The organism is Bacillus sp. DHT2, from assembly GCF_026241455.1.
Lineage (GTDB): Bacteria > Bacillota > Bacilli > Bacillales > Bacillaceae_G > Bacillus_A > Bacillus_A pseudomycoides.
The window spans coordinates 274,318-292,084 of sequence record NZ_JAPHWH010000001.1 but is presented as its reverse complement, the minus strand read 5'-3'; the positions used below and the strand labels follow the sequence as shown (position 1 = coordinate 292,084).

The following is a 17,767-nucleotide window of genomic DNA, read 5'->3' as shown; positions in this document are numbered from 1 at the left end:
CTCTCTCCTTTATACAATCATTCGAACAGCTACTACACCTGTGATTTTCTTTATGTTTTCAACTACATTTTCTTTAATTATATCATCAATTCCATTATCGATATCAATCATTGTATATGCAAAAGAGCCTTTACTACGGTTTATCATATCAGCAATATTAATATGATGTTCCGCTAAACATCCTGTAATTTGCCCCACCATATTCGGAACGTTTTGATGCATAATCGTAATTCGTTTCTTTCCGACATAAGGAAGTTCTACATTTGGATAATTTACTGAATTACGGATATTTCCTGTTTCTAAATAGTCTCGTAATTGACGAGCGGCCATAACTGCACAATTCTCTTCAGATTCATACGTTGAAGCTCCAAGATGGGGTGTTGCCGTTACATTTCTCATTTTTATTACATTTTCATTTGGAAAATCAGTTACGTAATGATTAATAATCCCTTCTTCTAAAGCTTTTGCTAACGTAACTTCATCCACAAGTTCTCCTCTTGAGAAGTTAAAGAGACGGACACCTTTTTTCATCGTTTGTATAGCGTGTTCTCCAATTATCCCTCTCGTTTGATCTGTCAGTGGAATATGCAATGTAATATAGTCACATGTTGCAAAGATTTCATCTAAACTAAATGCACGTTGTACGTGTGTTGATAAGCGCCATGCTGTTTCAACAGATATATATGGATCGTATCCAACGACATCCATACCAAGAGATAATGCGTCATTTGCGACAAGAGCACCAATGGCACCAAGTCCAATAACACCAAGTCGTTTGCCTGCTATCTCTGAACCAACGAATTGTTTTTTTCCTGCTTCTACAAGCTGCGGAACTTCTTCACCTTCTAATCCCGCTGTCCAACCAACCCCACTTATAATATTACGTGATGACATAATAAGACTGGCAAGAATAAGTTCTTTCACTGCATTCGCATTTGCCCCTGGGGTATTAAAAACAACGATACCTCTTTCTGTACAACGTTCTACAGGAATGTTATTTACACCAGCTCCTGCTCTTGCAATTGCCTTTAAATCTTTTGAAAATTCTTCTTGATGTAAGGAAAAACTTCGAAGTAGTATACCATCTGGATGTTCTAAGCCTTCTCCAACCTCATATCGCTCTCCACCAAAAATTTGCAAGCCCTTTTCAGCAATCTGATTTAATGTTTGAACGCGAAACATTTCCCCATCTCCCTATCTATTCTCTAGCTCAAAATCCTTCATGTAATCTACTAATTGTTGAACACCTTCTACCGGCATTGCATTATAAATACTCGCTCGCATGCCACAAACTGAACGATGGCCTTTTAATGTAACAAGCCCTAGTGTCTTAGCTTTTTGTAAAAATTGCTCATTTAAATCATTGGATGGTGTTGTAAATGGAATATTCATAAGCGAACGATATGCAGGATCAACCGGTGAAGTAAATAATTTTGATTCATCTAAGAAATCGTATAGAAGAGCTGCTTTTTTTCTATTTTGTTCTTCAATCGCGGATACGCCGCCCTGCTCCTTTAACCATTCTAATACTAGCTTCGCCACATAAATACTAAAGGATGGTGGTGTATTATATAAGGAATTATTTTTACTGTAAGTTTCATAGTTTAACATTGTCGGACAAGAAGTATCAGCTTTACCAATTAAGTCTTTTCTAATAATTGCAATTGTTAGTCCTGCTGGTCCTAAATTCTTTTGTGCTCCTGCATAAATGAAACCAAATTTCTCTATATCGTATTCTTCAGATAAAATATTTGAAGACATATCAGCAATAAGTGGAATATTCTCTAATTTCGGCAATTGAACATATTTCGTTCCTTCAATCGTATTATTCGTTGTTATATGTACATAATCTAGTTCTTTCGGAATCATTGAAACATCAACATGTGGAATCGTTGAAAAATGATTTTCTTCCGATGAAGCAATAACTTCTACTTCTCCAGTTTTCTTAGCCTCCTGTAAGGCTTTCTTAGACCATGACCCTGTAAGGACATATCCAGCTCTTTTATGTTCATTCATTAAATTTAATGGAACCATTGAAAACTGTAACGATGCCCCTCCCTGTAAAAATAGCACGTCGTAATTCTCAGGAATGTGCATCAATTCACGAAGCAAGCTACTTGCTTCATCTATAATATTTTGAAACTCTGAAGACCGGTGACTCATTTCAATAACAGACATGCCTGTCCGATTATAATTCAAAAGCTCCTTTTGCACTTTTTCTAAAACTGGCAAAGGGAGTATAGATGGTCCTGCCGAAAAATTGTAAACTCTCTCCATCAACTGTATGACCTCCCTGTTTCTATATTTATTATTTTTTAAACTTTCTGAATTATAACCCATATAAAATATACGGTCAATTTGTTTTGCTTTATTAGGGTGCAAGACGCAATGGAACCGTTTGCAGATGCATTTACTTTTATAAACATACAAAAAAGTGTTAAGCATTTTATCTCGCTTAACACTCCATTCATAAATTTATAAGAGCTAATTGTCCGTAAAGAACCGATCATAAATTTGATAAAGAGCAGAAAGACCAAAAAGCCAATAAATGGTATCAACAAGAGCTGGTGTAGAACCAAACCATTTCTCAACTACATTATAATCCAGCGCAACAAACAACCAATTCAAACCGCCAAGAATCACCAGAATTACTGTAAGGTAAGACAAAAACTTCATTATGATTGCCCCCTAGGTGATAAAATGGTGAAAGGCCTTTCACTAAAATATATGTAACAAATCAAAAAACTTTCTTATTTTTTAATTAAATTTATCACACATTAACGAGCAGTAATATCCCTTCCTCAACATTCAGCAAAAACTAAAAGGAGGACATTTGTCCCCCTTACTTGTTATATAAAAGCAAACAATGTAACCTATATGATTTTATTTTGTTCCTACTGCAATACCTTGTGTATCAATTTTCGTAATTAACTCATGATATCTCTGCATCTCTCGCTCACTATTATCCCAACTTTCACCGTAAATGTGACTTATTTTTGTTGCTCGGATTTCTAAAAGAAACGTGCCCTCCTCATCTTGCAATAATGCATATGTAATTGTTCCTTCTTTATAAAATTTAGTTGGATGTGCATTTTTTAATTTCTCGACACTAGGTTGGCCAACCTTTCCCATCACAACTGGAACATAACCTTCTTCAACAAATTGCTGAAGGGATTTCTCACTAAAATCACTTCTTTTCAATGAATATAAAATAGATTCCACCGTATACTTATTGAATTTTTCTTTTTGTTCTTCGAGCGCTCTATCCTGATATTCAACAATCGATTGTTTTGTTTCTTGGCTGATATGTGGCGTTGTATTTCCGGTTTCCCTCTGATACAGGTTGTATAATTTTTCAGCGCGATAAATAAGAGTAAAAGAGAAAATAATGACTAGACAGATTCCCCATTTATTATACCGTGGAGATTTAATATCTGAATACGATTGAATTTGTTTATGCTCTTCAGACGATAATTGTGATCGAGCAACCGTGGGCGCTACCTCTGCGACTTGTTGTTTTTCAAACATGGCTTCTTTTCCCCAAAAACTTGCTAATTGCGACTCAATCTCTTCTGGTGACAGCTTTTGTGTCGATACATTTACAGGCTCTACTTTCCCAACTTCACGTTTCATTTTAGAGATTTCTCGATCTCTAATAGATTGATTCTGGCGCAGATTCGTTCTCCAATCTGAAGGCATACTTAGTCCAGCTTCTTTATATATCTTCCCTTTAATGATAGAAGAAACAAGACACATCACAAGAACAACAAAATAGATAATACCTGCATACCCTCCTATCACATATATAGGAAGAATAAGCCATCCAATAAAACTTAATACGATTAAAAAAGTATACACATACCGATTTAGATCATATACAAATCCAAATAACGAGCAAAATTTAGAAAAAGCTCGTACTAAAATTTGTGAAAATCCCATAGTAAAAGCACAAAATTTATTTTTCGTTACAATTGTATCTTTATAAATCCCTCTAACATCTTCATCATTTGGATCTAGTTTCATCGCAGTTTCAGCTAGCATTCTTGCTTTTTTAAAATTCCTCTTCTCCTTCGCTATACTTGCAAAACAGAAAAGATTCGTTATATTTTCTGGATTTAATTCTAAAGCACGCTTTTCAGCCTTTAATCCCTCTTCTTTTCGTTTTGGGAAATGTTTCAAAAGGATATAAGCATACCTACCTACATACGTTTCATTTTCAGGGTCTAATTCCATCGCCTTTTCTAGGTAAACAAGTACATTCTTCATTCCTTCAAGATGCATGACAGCTTCGCTCATATAGAAATAATATGGTCCCTCTTCAGGGTAGTTTCTTATACCAATTTCCGCTATTTCTCTTAATCTTGTAAAATTACTTTGCGCAGTAAAAATATCTAATCCTGCTAAAAGAACAAATTCATTTAAGTGATCTAATTTAAGCGCTTCTTCTATATATTCACTTGCAATATCACATTCATGAAGCCCATAGAAATATACATAGCTTAAGCTGAGATATCCATAAACATCTTCTGGATCTTCCCTAACCATAAGTTCCGCTTCTTCTTTGGCACGCTCAACATCACCAAGTTTCAGCAAATAATAAACCCTTCTAAAATTGTCTTCCATTCCCTCATCCCCTGCTTCTTACCTGCTATTTCAATCTGTGTTCTTTCATATAATCTAGCACTTTATCAAAATCCTTATTCACATCGCTAAATGTCGCATAATTTTTTGCTGTTGAAAACCAATCTAAAGTCGTTGGCTGACGTTTTTTCATCGCTTCTAGTAAGTCTTCATTTGAAAGAGGTTGTAATTGCCCTGTTTCAAATGAACGCTGAATCGCTTGATTAATCGCATCCTCAACTAAATATGTTAAATCGGCACCCGAAAAATGCTCTGCATACTTTGCGACCAAGTCAAGCTGTAATTCTGTTTTCGGCTTATCTTTTGTTTTCAAATCCAGGATTGTTAATCGTTCCTCATAAGTCGGCGGTGCAACAAAAACAAGAGAATTAAAGCGTCCTGGACGGCGCAATGCAGGGTCAATATACCATGGTGTATTTGTTGCACCAATAATATAAACTCCTTCATTAAAAGAATTACTTCCATCCATTTCTACTAGCAATTGATTTACTAGTGTCCGCTGATGATGAGAACCCATTTTTTGTCTATTCCCTCCAAATGCATCTAATTCATCAATAAACAAAATACATGGCTTTGTTCTCCGTGCTTCCTCAAAAATCTCATGTAAATTTTTCTCAGACTCACCCGTCCACATAGAAAGTATAGCTTGCAGTTCCAAATGAATAAAATTCGCATCAATTTCCCCAGCTACTGCACGTGCTAAAAATGTCTTCCCGCAACCAGGCGGTCCATAAAATAATAAGCTTCCACCTGTTTTCTTACCAAACGCTTGAAAGTATTCAGGATTTTTAATTGGCATAATAAAATCCATATTAATTTTCTTCTTAATCTCTTCCATTCCGCCAACATCGGCGAAAGTCATTTTACTTTCTTCCACTTCCACCATTCTATTTTGTTCTCTATCAAAAGAAATTACCTTAATTTTTTTGCGATATTTCTCCATTTCATCCATCTTCTTATCCATTCCCCTCTAAATAAACACTTTGATTCTAACTAATGTTGTCATGTTGTTTGTAGAGTGAATCTCTCCAAAAACACCATAAAGAATAGCTAATACAACTCATTATTATAAAAATGAAATATTCCAAAAAACATCATAGCAAATAAAGTTTTTATGCGTTGTCGTATTTCGTCGAATACAACAAAAAAAGGGATCATCCTCCTATCCCTTTTTACATAGACCTATCACCTATCATTTTCCCTCTTGTCTCTTCTCACCTTATGCGTTTCTAAATCTGCCAATCTCACTGGAATTGGTAATCTACTTTCTTTCCCGATTAAATTCGATACAATTTGAATACTCGTATCTAAATCGATATTATTTCCACAAGAAACAAAAATAGGTTTTACATTCTCCTTCGTTCTTAAAACTCTTCCATATACCTCGTCATCGATCATAATATCACTAAAAGTAAACGCCTTATTCTCTGGCATGATAAAATCAACATCTTTAATCTTAAGATAACTTTTCGCTACACCGATTGTAGGTTTTTGTAAGAAAAAAGAAGCATGTGTCGCAATCCCCATATGTTTATAGTGTAAATAGCCATTTCCATCGAACATAAATATATCTGGATTAGAAGTAAGCTTTTTGGCTGCTTCTATTACTAAAGGCAACTCACGAAATGCTAAAAAACCTGGTATATACGGTACCGTTACCTCCCCATAACTATAGACCTTCTCCACTTCCTTCTTCGTATGATAATCAATAACAACAATACAGCAAGTTCCATAGTGCTTATCATCTTTTTCCCAATAAGCTAAATCTACTCCAGCTATTAAACTTACATCTTCTAGATGAAAGTTATTTTTCAATTCAATTCTATGTATCAATTTATCTTGAATTTCAGAAAATTCTTTTTCTGAATGTAGATTAAATGAATGTACTTCTCTAACTTCCATGTTCTCATCCTCTTTTTTCTATTTTTGTTGTATTATTTATATGGAACTGCCCCTATGTATTTCATTGTATAAAAATCTTCGTTTTTATTTGTTATTTCACCACTGTATTCATAGTTATATATCATAATAGTTGTGTTGTGTTTCATCTCTAGTATACTCGAAGCAAATCTTTTCATCTGTGGTATCACAACTTCTTCATAAGAACACCCGGCTAGCAAAGCTTCTAGGTTATCACTTCGCTTTAAATAAAATTCTTTTTCAATAAAGTCCTCATCAATATCATACATACAAATATGAAAGTCTTTTATAAATGGTGATGGTATGGAATCACCATCATCTGTATATTTTATACTGAAATAATTCTCTAAAAAATCTTGAGATTCCATGTTTCCTAGCCATAATGAGACCATGCCTTCTTTTTCCATGCATACACCATCCATTCATATATCGTTTTTTCAGGACACAAAAGTAATTCTTAAACCCTCTACATACTACACTTCAAAACCAATTACGATCCATTCATCTACTACATCCCAAAAATCAACATTATATTTTGGCTGATCGTTTGCAAACCATAATGTAGCTTTATCAAATTTACAATTGTTATAATCAATAGCTACATAACCGCCCGCTCCACTTTTAAAAAATCCAAAGGTTGTTTTCAAATCAATTTGTAAGGGCGCCTCTAATTCTTCAATAATTCCCCACTCATCATCATCAAAATAAGTAACACATTCAAAAGGCACTAATCCCATAGCACCGCTCGCATAATAATAAAAACCATTATGAACCTTTTCATAAAAATTCCGAACTGAAATGGGAATTCTATCCCACGAAACTTCTAGCACTTCATTATGAAATCTATCCATAGGATTTCCTGCTTCATAATACTCTATTTCACCATCCGACGTCTCCAGTATATATAACATCGAATACATACCATTATTTTCTATTAACTCCACATTGAGAAGGTGCTCTTCTAAATATGAGATTGTGTTTCTCAATTCTCTTCCTACGTATGTTCTCCAAATCTCTAAAACCATTTTTATTCTCTTGTTGCTATCGTGTTCTTTAAAAATTTCATACCAAATACTAGGTATGACTTTATTATCTATTTTATCTATTGATTGAAGCTTTACATTTCTTTTATATTTTCTTAAATATGCAAGTTCTGCTTCCATATAGCCATCCCCTTTCATTTCTACTTCTCTAAAGTAAAAAGGTTTTCACCACTAAATACCTTTAAACTAATCTATTCAATTCTAACAGTTTATACCATTCGTCATCTTTACTTCCAATGGGATTCATTATTCCACCCGCTTCAGCAAAAGACAGCCAAATATCAATATATTTGCTTCCTAAAAAATAATTTTCTAAAAAACTGCTAAAATCACCGTAGGATTCAATAACAAAATTTTGATCAATTAAATCTCCAAACAAACAAGATACTTCTCCATCAATTTTATTTATAAATAATGGATAATTTTCTACTGTTCCTATACAAATCCATTTATCAGCACCATCTGGCATATCTTCCACATAAAACTGAATACTTTCAAGTTTTTGATGGCCGTATACAGTAATTACTCCACCATTCAATATGTTGTATTTTCCTGCAATAAAATAATAATCTTTTAAAATATGATCTTCTAATTTTTCATCTATTTGGTTTTCTTCTTCCACAATTTCACCAATAACCAAACTAAATGGATCATCACCTAAAATATCTTTGACTAATTCTATTTTTTCTAATACTGATTTACTCATATCCATTACCTCTTAACTTATATTTCGAATTGAATCCTATATAATATATACTTTCATTAGAGCATTGAAATGAGTTCTGCTAAACTATTACTAATAACTTCAAAAGTCCCCTTTTCATAATCTTCTATCTTCACTTGTCCATTTTCATTATCTACAACAACTAAAAGCCCATTACACTCCATACCTATAGGAATATTTCCCCACTCATTATGGTGCGCTTTTTTATAACCTTGTAAAAAGATATAGAAATCTCGAAGTTCAATTCCTGGTATAACGGGATTTAGCTCTATGTTATACTCTAAATAACTACCTGCTAAATCTAAAAACCAGTAGGAATTATAATATTCTTTAATCGAATGATGTAATTGTACTGCTAATTTCTTTTCTATATCAGAAAAGTCATGAAAGAAATCTTTTTCTATAGGCTTCCAAAAAATATATTCCTCTGCATCTGGTTCCCCTACATATATAAAAGAATCTGCTTCTTCTATCCATACGGATTTTGGTAATGAATGATTATAGTTTTTCCATTCCTTAAATAATTTATGAAAATACTGCTCCATTTCTCTTTTCATTTTCACTTCTCCCAAACCATTATCTATTCCCTACTTCATACAATTCACTAATAAGTTCAGTACAACTTCGTGTAGCATAATATACATTTTCTCTTTGTACAGAATCTATCTGGCTACAAGTTATTATTCCTCTTTAGAGGATGTTATTTTAATGGTACAAAAACTCGATAACTTCTTCTGTTATATTATCAATAAAATAACATTTCCCATTCTCTACAACTAATTGTAGGTCACTTCCAACCGGAAAGGAATAAACCGCTAGAATAGCAGGTTCAATTTGGGCTACCGTATTAAAATCGCATACTACTAAATTATTCGGATCGTTTACGTAATCGTCATCATCAATATCCGAAAAAAATCTCCATCCATTATCAACACTATTTACAGATTCATCTCTAACCAACCATTTCAATTTTCCATTTCCATCTAAAATATTTTTCGATACGATACAGCCGCCTGCATGTTTGATAAATTCTGACTTTACGTAATTGGACATATTCCCTCACCCTTTCTGTGGCTTCTTTTTATGATTTATTCTATTCCATATATTTCATTGATTGTTATGTAACTTGGATTCTTTCAACCTTATATAACTAAATGAAAACTATCTACAATTTTATACGTATTTCCGTGTTTATTTGATTTTTCAAAACTAAATGCATAGTTACAATAAGAAAATCTATCACTATACCTTTAACTATGGTAAATTCTATACGCTCTCATCGATAATTTTGAATCCACTATACTCAATCAACGCTCTAAACACATCGCTTCCGCCGTATGGCCATGCATAGGGATAAAATTCAATTCTTCCAATATTGTTCGATACCTTTTCACAAGAGACTAATTCATATTCTCCACAAGCAAATGCATCAATCATAGATTCAAAATCCCATGGGGTCGTAAGCTCAGGATCTGTTAAACGTTTTTCTATGGGAGTTTGTTCCCATAACATCTGATAGTTACGTAATTCTTCTTCAGTCGGCCACCAGAACTGTTTCAATACATCTTCTTCAAAATAATCTAGCCACATAGAATCACTACAATCTATCATCTCTTTTTCTTTCTCTTCTTTAAGATTGTAAAAAAATTTTCTTAGTCTATGAAAACAAGACTCTTTATGTATTACAAATTCAAAATAACAATTGCTCATGTACTCACCTCTATATATGTATAACTATGAAACTCTCTTCCCAAATTATAACATTCCATACTTTAATTATGGTACACTGTCGTTTTATAAGAAAGCTATTTATGATACGAAAAAGACTCTTACAAACGTAAGAGTCCTATAAAGTACAACTTTCATCAGTGAGTTTTTTCTTCATCCCCCACTGGTGGTTAGATGAACCAATCAGGCTTTTACGGGCAGTTATCCCTCACCTATCTTCCTCATTCCTCTCTGAAGCTTTAGGTGGGGTCTTCTTTCCCGTTAATCCGGGATAAATCTTATTGTGGTTTTAAAGTTAATATTTTACCGTCAATTCGATCTGTACGAAGCGTAGTAGCATGATAGTTTCCATTTACCCAATCTTCTATTTGATCATGATACCAGTCACTTTTAAAATGTCCTGATTGTCCTGGTCCTACAATATGATAACCATTTGACATATCCTTTGTATCTATTACAAATCGCCAAGATGCTCCGTGATTCACAATCCCATCATCTCCATAACTTGCTGCTTGAACTGTAATATTACTTCCCCCAACTGGCACAGCCTTTTCACGATTGAAAAAAAAACCAAGTAACTGAGAGGATTGGGACATAGGATGCGTAAAAGAAAGCTTATGGTATTCTCCCCACTTCCATTTCGTTACGTCTGATCCATATTGTTTTTCAAGCTTTTTCATTACCTTTGAATACGATGTATGTAAAACTTCTTTGAAGCCTCCATGTTTAGAAAACCATACACTGTTTTCCCCATTCATCTGCTTCCGTATCAATTGATCCACAACTTGTTGCTTACCTTCAAATAAACCCATTACATCCTTTGGTATCTCCTTTGAAAATAAAGTATTGGATATTTCTTTCATCCATAAATGAAAGATTAACGGGGCAGCTTTCTCTTTATTATCGTAAAAATCCCAATTTGTCAGCTCTTTTAACCCTTGTTTCTCCACGTCTGATACGTTTACTTTATTCAGTTCTTTCACAAACACTGGAACAAACTCTCTTGCCTGAAGGTTCTTTTGATCCATTTGCAAAGTTTGTAAATCCTTCGTAGTCAATTTATCCTTTTCCCGTAAAAATTCTTGAATACGCATTTGACGATACGACTGCGCCCAAATATGACTAATATGATACGGATAATCATCATTTATTATTTTATTATTGGCTGTTGATATAAAGCCTTGTTCTGGGTTTATCACCTTTGGAAGTTTATCAAAGGGAATGTAACCTTCCCATTCATATTCATCTGTCCATCCAGGAACAGGTAAAATTCCATCTCCCTTTTTACGTATCGGTATGTTTCCGTTTGCTTTATAAGCAATTGTGCCATCTGTTGATGCAAATAAGAAATTTTGAGTAGGGGTATGAAAATCTTCCAGCGCTGATTCAAATTCAGTCCAATTTGTTGCTTTGTTCATATTTAATATGGCCTTTAATTCCGCTGAAGGTTCCAATGCCGTCCATCTAAGCGCAAAAACAGCCTCATTTTTATTTTTATAAGCAAATTCTGAAATGACTGGACCGTGTCTAGTAATCGTCACTTCGTAAGGAATTGTTTTTTCACCTTTCACTTTTATAGGTTCATTCACAATCGTAGCTTTTTCCCATTTATCGTTATACAAAAACTCATTGGGATTATCCGGGTTTCTTTTTTCTATATATAAATCTTGTACGTCCGGACCTGTATTCGTGACACCCCAAGCAATTTGTTTGTTATGCCCTAACATAACACCTGGAACCCCTGCAAAAATAACTCCGCTCACATTTATGTCTTTCATCTCCAAATGTGTTTGATACCATATCGATGGTGTCGCCAAAGAAAGATGGGGATCATCTGCTAATATAGGCATTCCTGATGCACTTTTTTCTCCACTTACAACCCAATTATTGCTCCCGTTAGATTCTGGTGGAATAATTGCTTTTGCAAAACCACTGGCCACATTCACATCCAGATTATTTAACAGCGCTAATAGTCTAGGAGCATCCGTTGGATAAGTTGGAAATAATTCATAGGCCTGCTCTTTCGAAAGATGTTGAAGTGCCCAAAATCGAAATGCTTCTCCATGCCAATGACCACCTAAGTCAAAAGCCATATACTTGCCAATCGTTAAAGAATCAACCGGAGTCCATTCAGCAGGCTCGTATCCTAGTAAATGAAACTCTACTGGTAGTTTCCCGTCCTTTTTTGCTTCCTTTATAAATGCATTTACTCCATCAGCAAACGACTCCAATGCATCTTTTGCTTCGCCAGTATATTGGCTTACTGATGCTTCTGCTGCTCGCCTTAGCCCAAGGGTTCGGAACAATTTATCTTTATCTAGCGCCGCCTTCCCAACCACTTCGCCTAATGTTCCAGATGCTTGTCTTCTACTTAAGTCCATTTGAAACAACCGATCTTGCGCCTGAACATATCCTTGTGAAAAATATAAATCATGCTCATTCTCAGCTTTAATATGAGGTACCCCTCTTTCATCTCGTGTTACTTGAACCGATTTTTGCAATCCACTGACATGAACCGTCCCTTCTACCTTTGGCATTGACTTCATCACGAATGCATTTACAAAAACTGCCGCGATAACAAGTAAAAAAAGAAGAATACTACCAAACCAAATGACAATTTTTTTCCCCTTACCTCTTTTCTTCCGCTGTTTCACAACAACTTCCATACAAACTCCCTCCTTTTTCAATCTATTCGCTCATATTAGGAGAGAAACCTTTCAGATTGAAGAGAGTTGTCATGTACCATCCATCTTTGATATGTAGAATACTATTTATTTTTTACATTCTTATCGTGAACTGTCTCACTCAAAAGATAACGATAAACAAAAAGCCCCAGTAAATTTCGATTTACTGAGACTTTTTGTTTCTTGAATACTCAATAGTAAACTCTTTATCTTGAAAGCATGTCCAATAAAGGAATTTTAAATGCACCAAAAAATCTTGGAATGACAAATGCAACAATCAGAAAAAGCACTTCCACAGCTACCTTTTTCCACTTAGAATTTGGTGCGTACTTCTGATAGAAATAACAGCTGACAAAAGCTAAAAATATACATATCCCACCGATGAGAACTGGATATAAATACGGCATAACTATTGGCGCATATTCTGTACTCATATCAGCATTCGGATCGTCCCAAAACAAAGCTACCGTAACTGCAAAAAAGAAGAAAAATGCAAAATTTATCATATGGAAAACAGTAAGTAAAATAAACATAGTTAATATAATTTTATCCTTAACAACATGAAATAAACTATCTTTATAAGCCACAAATGTTCCTCCCTAAGTAATTGCTCCAATATGTAATAAGGCTCATCCTACACGATTCGATTTTTACACTTTATTGAGATACTAACATTAACAAATGGCTGGGTCTTTTTTCTATACCAGATTATTTATCGTTAATCCTATCCAAAATGTTCACATTATTTTCATCTACCACTGCTTTCACTACATCTTTTTCAAAGATTACAAGAAATCCAGAAGGTAATGTTAATACTTGGATAAGCGAAGGCTTCAATTTTAGTAATTCATATGCATAAAACGCTTCGTACTCTTCTGTATCATCCTCATCATTAATAGGACCTATATACCAACCGGAGTCACCTTTTTCACAATCTTTTGTTCTTTCTAAGTAAATATCATCTAACTTTAATACATTTTTGGCAGCGACAATTTTATCACAAAATCGCAGCAATTCCCCTTCAATTGTTAATGGTTTTAAAAAACTCACTTGTGTTAATAGTATCCATAATGAAATCGTCAAATCATCTGTCATATCTTCAAATGGATTCTTCGTATAATCATGTACAGTAATATGAAATCCATCTTCCCTTTTATCAAGAAAATAAATCGACCAACCAACTTGTATAGAAAACCCATCTATTAATCGATCATTTTCTACTTCAGTTAAAAAATGAAATAACCCTTCTACCTGCACTGCGAAGATCTTTTCCGCCTGAGCAATGAAAGTTTTATCCCCTATCTTCTTAATAAAATTTCCCACTAATTTCTTCCCCTTTTCCTATGTGCTTCATTTTCACTCTGAATAACTCCATTTCCCCTCACTTCTCACCAAAATTTTATCAATCAGTAAATGATCTCCATCTTCCCAAACCTTTTCTATTATTCCTCTCATTTTTTCAATCCCGTTACTAGCATTACAATCACAAAAAACAAGAATATCTCTCGCTGGTATCGCAACTGCATACCCATTTGATACGAATTCTTTTAATGAGTGCTCCCATAAATCGTCTAGAACAATTAAGCTAGCCTCGAAATTCCCGTCAAGAATTAAAGCAAAACACCCTTCCGATAGCGTGTGAACCCGTAGTTCTTTTTCATCTGCTAATTTATAAAGATTATTGATCCCGATTTCTAATAACTGCTTCTCATCCAATCCTTCTCCTGACATATGCTTATTTTGAACATATTGAAAATAAGCGTTTTGATGATCCTCAACTAAAAAGGTAATCATTAAATCTTCATTATAAAATGTATGGACAAAACTATTTTCTTCAGATAAAGTAATGCACTCTTCCTCAAGATCCTCTTTTACTATTGGTTTTAAGTATGCAACTGCTTCCTTACAAAACCGGATTGTCATATAAATACGCCCCTTTACTTTCTATAACAATACACACCAATTAACAGATATAAAGCCAATAAAACACTACTAATTCATTGGAAGCTTAATCGAGAAATGAGTTCCTTTAAACTTACACTAACTATCACCTCTTCAAACGTAAATTCAAAATCAATTCTTGTATATTTTCTGAAATTGTTTCAAATGAACTTCTCTCAAAATCTTCTAATTTCACTTTCCCATTTTCATTGTCAATCACAACTAACATTCCGTTACCTTCAATACCTATTGGGATATGTTTTAATCTCTCTTGAAGGTTCCCCTTATAGCCCTTTAACCGTTCTTTAAATGAATGCAATTCAATATTCGGCAATACCGCTTCTAATTCAATATAATAATTTTTATAAAAACCATTTAATTCAGCAAACCAATAGGAATTAAAGTACGTAATAACCGTTTGATGAAAGTGAATATCCATTTCTTGTTCTAAATGAATAAAGTCGTGTACGATATTTTTTTCTACTGGTTTCCATAGAATATAACCTTCCTCATCTATTTCCCCATCATAAAGAATAGGATTCACTTCTTCAAGAACTGGTGTTTTTAATAGAAAATCTAAACCTTCGTGCGCTAATTTTATTCTTAACCTAAAGTATTGTTGCATTGCATTTTTAATAGACACGCATATTCCCCTTTACTTTACTTCACTTAATTTTCCCCCTACAAATCTATCATCAAAAATGGATTTATACCTCTTCAGTAAATGCCTAAGTAAATATGCCCCTAAATTAGAAGTACTCCATTCTTATTCACCAGTATCCATATCAACTCTCATCATTTTTACAGTTAGTTATTTACAACAAATCGGATTTCCTGCACCATCTATTCCTATCACAACAAATTTTATACTACTCTTTTTTTACTAACGCCCAAATACCATACTGATTATAAAACAATTCATCTTCTGAAAAATGTTTACACTCCGTATGTTGCAATATAAAATGAGGGTTATTTTCATCTAGGCTGAATGTAGAATAGTCCGTTAAGCTAGGCTTTTCAATCAGATTATACAGACAAAAAACGTTCATTAATTCTTGAGCATATTGCGGGGTTACTTGATCTTTAAAAGTAATTACATCCGGCAGCCCAAAGCAATGCATACCACACGTATAGTAAAAATCATCTTCTGCGACTACTGTTACAAAAGCTTTGAATAATTGGACTTCATCATCTGTATGATACATATCCTTCCAACTTTCAATTGTATTTGCAGTACCTGAGGATTCAACTTTCACGCCCAGCCCTCCAGCTTTTACAAGTGCATTTGCAGCATCAACTAACTTCCTTATCTTTTCAATGGAACCTCCTTCCCCAATTAAATACAGTGCTAAAGAATGTTTTCTAATAAGATCAAGGTCTTCCTCAGTAAATGAATTGTATCCAGCAATTTCAAACGCTTCTGCTACTCGCTCGTCATGTTCATATATATCAACTTCAAAAAAAATACTCGGATTCCCTAGTTTACTCATATAATTCCCAGCAAACATATATCCCTCACTTTTTCTTACAATCGCCTCAATAAGTTCACTTCTATTCTTCCATAAACCAGGTATACATAATACAACTTTTGAACTTTCCATCTAACCCTCTCCTTATTTACAACATTTCTCTATGTAAATACTAATACAATCTCCTTCTAAACTCTCTCATCTACTTATTAAAGTTATTCTTTTTCTTTCTTATAACTTAATGCAAATTCTACTACTTCTTCAGGTGTTAATTCTATATCATTCCAAAATATTAAATCACTAGGTGCTGGATGTGGAACACCGCTATTATTGAATTGTTTCACATATTCGCTATGTTCTGTTTCTGGTAAATCAAGATTATAGATCTTTTTTACAAGTTCAATAAGTTCCTCTCTGTTCATTTTACTTTTCATATCTTCCAACCTTTCAAATTACAAAAATCGCTCCACTGTTCTTTCTATTCCAATTAAACTTTACATTACATTTATTGTACTATATTTCTATTTTATATTTTTACGTTTGATAGTTATATTATTGTTAAAAAACACGAAATCCCTAGGTACATTCCGTTCACTAGGGATTCCAATTCATCATATAATTTTATCAAGAAAATATGTATACGAGCTTCTTACATAAAATACGTTTTATCTTGCAGTTTTTTCAACTTATTCTGATAACATTTCAAAAAACTCATTTATATTATTCGCTATTTTTTCAGTGAATGGTTCAAATTCATCTGAATCCTCATGATACCAAATACAAATCTCTGGACTCATTTGATTTTCCCGATAATCTATACAAACAAAATCTCCCGCATATAGAGCCGCAATAGGAACTATCTCCGCACCAGTTAAATCCTCATCCGAAATAATTCGTTCATCCAATTGACTAAACACTACTTTCATATCATACATACCTTTTGGATTTTCACTTGGGTTATCCAATAAACATAGGAAACGCTCTACTACATACCGATTGTTTTTATGTGCAAAATACTTTGTGATGGGAATCGCTCCATTATTTTTCTTAATAAACATACAAAATTCTGAAGGGAATTTAACTTCCAGATTTCCCTCTATTCTTTCTAGCAACGTATCATCTGGGAGAGGATAAATAATACTTTCCGTTTGTATTTTCATTTTTTCCTCCTTGATGTTTTGATATTTCATTAAATACCTAAAAATCATTAATTATAAGGTACAGCACCAATAAATATAAATTCTAAACCCTCATATGTATCTTCTACTTTCTCAGCATCGTATTGAAAATCATAAAGCACTATAGCAGAATTCATCCTGTCCTCTACATTTACTTTTTTCATCAAATCTTTAAATCTCGGAATAATTACCTCACTATAAGAGAAATCCAGTAAAATCTCTTCTATATGTATTTTAGGTTCCTCATAAAACATAATTTCGATTTGATCTTCATCATAGTAACCAAAACCGAAATTCACTCCAAATTTTGAATCTATACTATCTCCATCTTCTGTATATTCTATATCAACATATTCTTGAAGATGCTGAAATGATTGACTCGTTCCAAGCCACAACGAAGACATTCCTTTATATTCCATATTGCCTCTCCTTATCATAC

At 33.7% G+C, this 17,767-nt stretch carries 21 protein-coding genes; all 21 read right to left on the bottom strand.

The features are described 5' to 3' along the window. Window positions 1-9: 9 nt before the first annotated feature. On the bottom strand, window positions 10-1,182 hold the full coding sequence (locus ORL93_RS01695) for a phosphoglycerate dehydrogenase (RefSeq protein ID WP_018783283.1): 1,173 nt from the start codon (window positions 1,180-1,182) through the stop codon (window positions 10-12). Window positions 1,183-1,194: 12 nt separating this feature from the next. Next, window positions 1,195-2,277 (bottom strand): 3-phosphoserine/phosphohydroxythreonine transaminase, encoded by a 1,083-nt coding sequence (serC, locus tag ORL93_RS01690; protein WP_265958509.1) that lies wholly within the window; start codon window positions 2,275-2,277, stop codon window positions 1,195-1,197. 207 nt (window positions 2,278-2,484) lie between these two features. Continuing rightward, window positions 2,485-2,676, bottom strand: coding sequence for a DUF378 domain-containing protein (locus ORL93_RS01685; RefSeq protein WP_016115354.1), 192 nt, complete (start codon window positions 2,674-2,676; stop codon window positions 2,485-2,487). A gap of 207 nt (window positions 2,677-2,883) precedes the next feature. Beyond that, window positions 2,884-4,623, bottom strand: a complete 1,740-nt coding sequence (locus ORL93_RS01680) for a tetratricopeptide repeat protein (RefSeq protein WP_265958507.1) — start codon at window positions 4,621-4,623, stop codon at window positions 2,884-2,886. A 25-nt stretch (window positions 4,624-4,648) separates the two neighbouring features. Further along, window positions 4,649-5,593: an ATP-binding protein gene (locus tag ORL93_RS01675; RefSeq protein WP_033796253.1), complete on the bottom strand. Its 945-nt coding sequence runs from the start codon at window positions 5,591-5,593 to the stop codon at window positions 4,649-4,651. A gap of 233 nt (window positions 5,594-5,826) precedes the next feature. Continuing rightward, entirely contained in the window at window positions 5,827-6,543 is a 717-nt protein-coding gene (locus ORL93_RS01670; protein WP_265958506.1) for an endonuclease V, read from the bottom strand. A gap of 32 nt (window positions 6,544-6,575) precedes the next feature. Continuing rightward, window positions 6,576-6,968, bottom strand: a complete 393-nt coding sequence (locus tag ORL93_RS01665; protein ID WP_265958505.1) for an immunity 22 family protein — start codon at window positions 6,966-6,968, stop codon at window positions 6,576-6,578. A 66-nt stretch (window positions 6,969-7,034) separates the two neighbouring features. After that, entirely contained in the window at window positions 7,035-7,724 is a 690-nt protein-coding gene (locus ORL93_RS01660) for an SMI1/KNR4 family protein (protein WP_265958504.1), read from the bottom strand. 61 nt (window positions 7,725-7,785) lie between these two features. Next, window positions 7,786-8,310, bottom strand: coding sequence for a hypothetical protein (locus ORL93_RS01655; RefSeq protein WP_265958503.1), 525 nt, complete (start codon window positions 8,308-8,310; stop codon window positions 7,786-7,788). 56 nt (window positions 8,311-8,366) lie between these two features. Next, on the bottom strand, window positions 8,367-8,885 hold the full coding sequence (locus tag ORL93_RS01650) for a SecY-interacting protein Syd (protein WP_265958502.1): 519 nt from the start codon (window positions 8,883-8,885) through the stop codon (window positions 8,367-8,369). 148 nt (window positions 8,886-9,033) lie between these two features. Then, window positions 9,034-9,381 carry a DUF2185 domain-containing protein gene (locus tag ORL93_RS01645; RefSeq protein ID WP_098160447.1) on the bottom strand — a complete coding sequence of 116 codons (348 nt, stop codon included), beginning with the start codon at window positions 9,379-9,381 and terminating at the stop codon, window positions 9,034-9,036. Window positions 9,382-9,594: 213 nt separating this feature from the next. Then, complete coding sequence (locus ORL93_RS01640; protein WP_098160448.1) at window positions 9,595-10,038, bottom strand: hypothetical protein; 444 nt, start codon at window positions 10,036-10,038, stop codon at window positions 9,595-9,597. 296 nt (window positions 10,039-10,334) lie between these two features. Beyond that, a complete protein-coding gene (locus tag ORL93_RS01635) occupies window positions 10,335-12,722 on the bottom strand; it encodes a penicillin acylase family protein (RefSeq protein ID WP_265958501.1) in 2,388 nt (795 codons plus the stop codon). A 224-nt stretch (window positions 12,723-12,946) separates the two neighbouring features. Then, on the bottom strand, window positions 12,947-13,327 hold the full coding sequence (locus tag ORL93_RS01630) for a hypothetical protein (protein WP_003198562.1): 381 nt from the start codon (window positions 13,325-13,327) through the stop codon (window positions 12,947-12,949). Window positions 13,328-13,448: 121 nt separating this feature from the next. Then, a complete protein-coding gene (locus ORL93_RS01625) occupies window positions 13,449-14,063 on the bottom strand; it encodes an immunity protein Imm33 domain-containing protein (RefSeq protein ID WP_265958498.1) in 615 nt (204 codons plus the stop codon). Between the two features lie 33 nt (window positions 14,064-14,096). Then, window positions 14,097-14,663, bottom strand: a complete 567-nt coding sequence (locus tag ORL93_RS01620) for a DUF1444 domain-containing protein (RefSeq protein ID WP_018783297.1) — start codon at window positions 14,661-14,663, stop codon at window positions 14,097-14,099. Between the two features lie 124 nt (window positions 14,664-14,787). Beyond that, window positions 14,788-15,324: a SecY-interacting protein Syd gene (locus ORL93_RS01615; RefSeq protein WP_098125486.1), complete on the bottom strand. Its 537-nt coding sequence runs from the start codon at window positions 15,322-15,324 to the stop codon at window positions 14,788-14,790. Between the two features lie 226 nt (window positions 15,325-15,550). Further along, window positions 15,551-16,282: a DUF4261 domain-containing protein gene (locus ORL93_RS01610; protein ID WP_098125485.1), complete on the bottom strand. Its 732-nt coding sequence runs from the start codon at window positions 16,280-16,282 to the stop codon at window positions 15,551-15,553. Between the two features lie 83 nt (window positions 16,283-16,365). Continuing rightward, window positions 16,366-16,584 carry a bacteriocin immunity protein gene (locus tag ORL93_RS01605; RefSeq protein WP_029427848.1) on the bottom strand — a complete coding sequence of 73 codons (219 nt, stop codon included), beginning with the start codon at window positions 16,582-16,584 and terminating at the stop codon, window positions 16,366-16,368. A gap of 252 nt (window positions 16,585-16,836) precedes the next feature. Next, window positions 16,837-17,310 (bottom strand): SMI1/KNR4 family protein, encoded by a 474-nt coding sequence (locus ORL93_RS01600; RefSeq protein ID WP_018766796.1) that lies wholly within the window; start codon window positions 17,308-17,310, stop codon window positions 16,837-16,839. A gap of 47 nt (window positions 17,311-17,357) precedes the next feature. Next, window positions 17,358-17,747, bottom strand: coding sequence for an immunity 22 family protein (locus ORL93_RS01595; protein ID WP_265958496.1), 390 nt, complete (start codon window positions 17,745-17,747; stop codon window positions 17,358-17,360). Window positions 17,748-17,767: the final 20 nt, after the last annotated feature.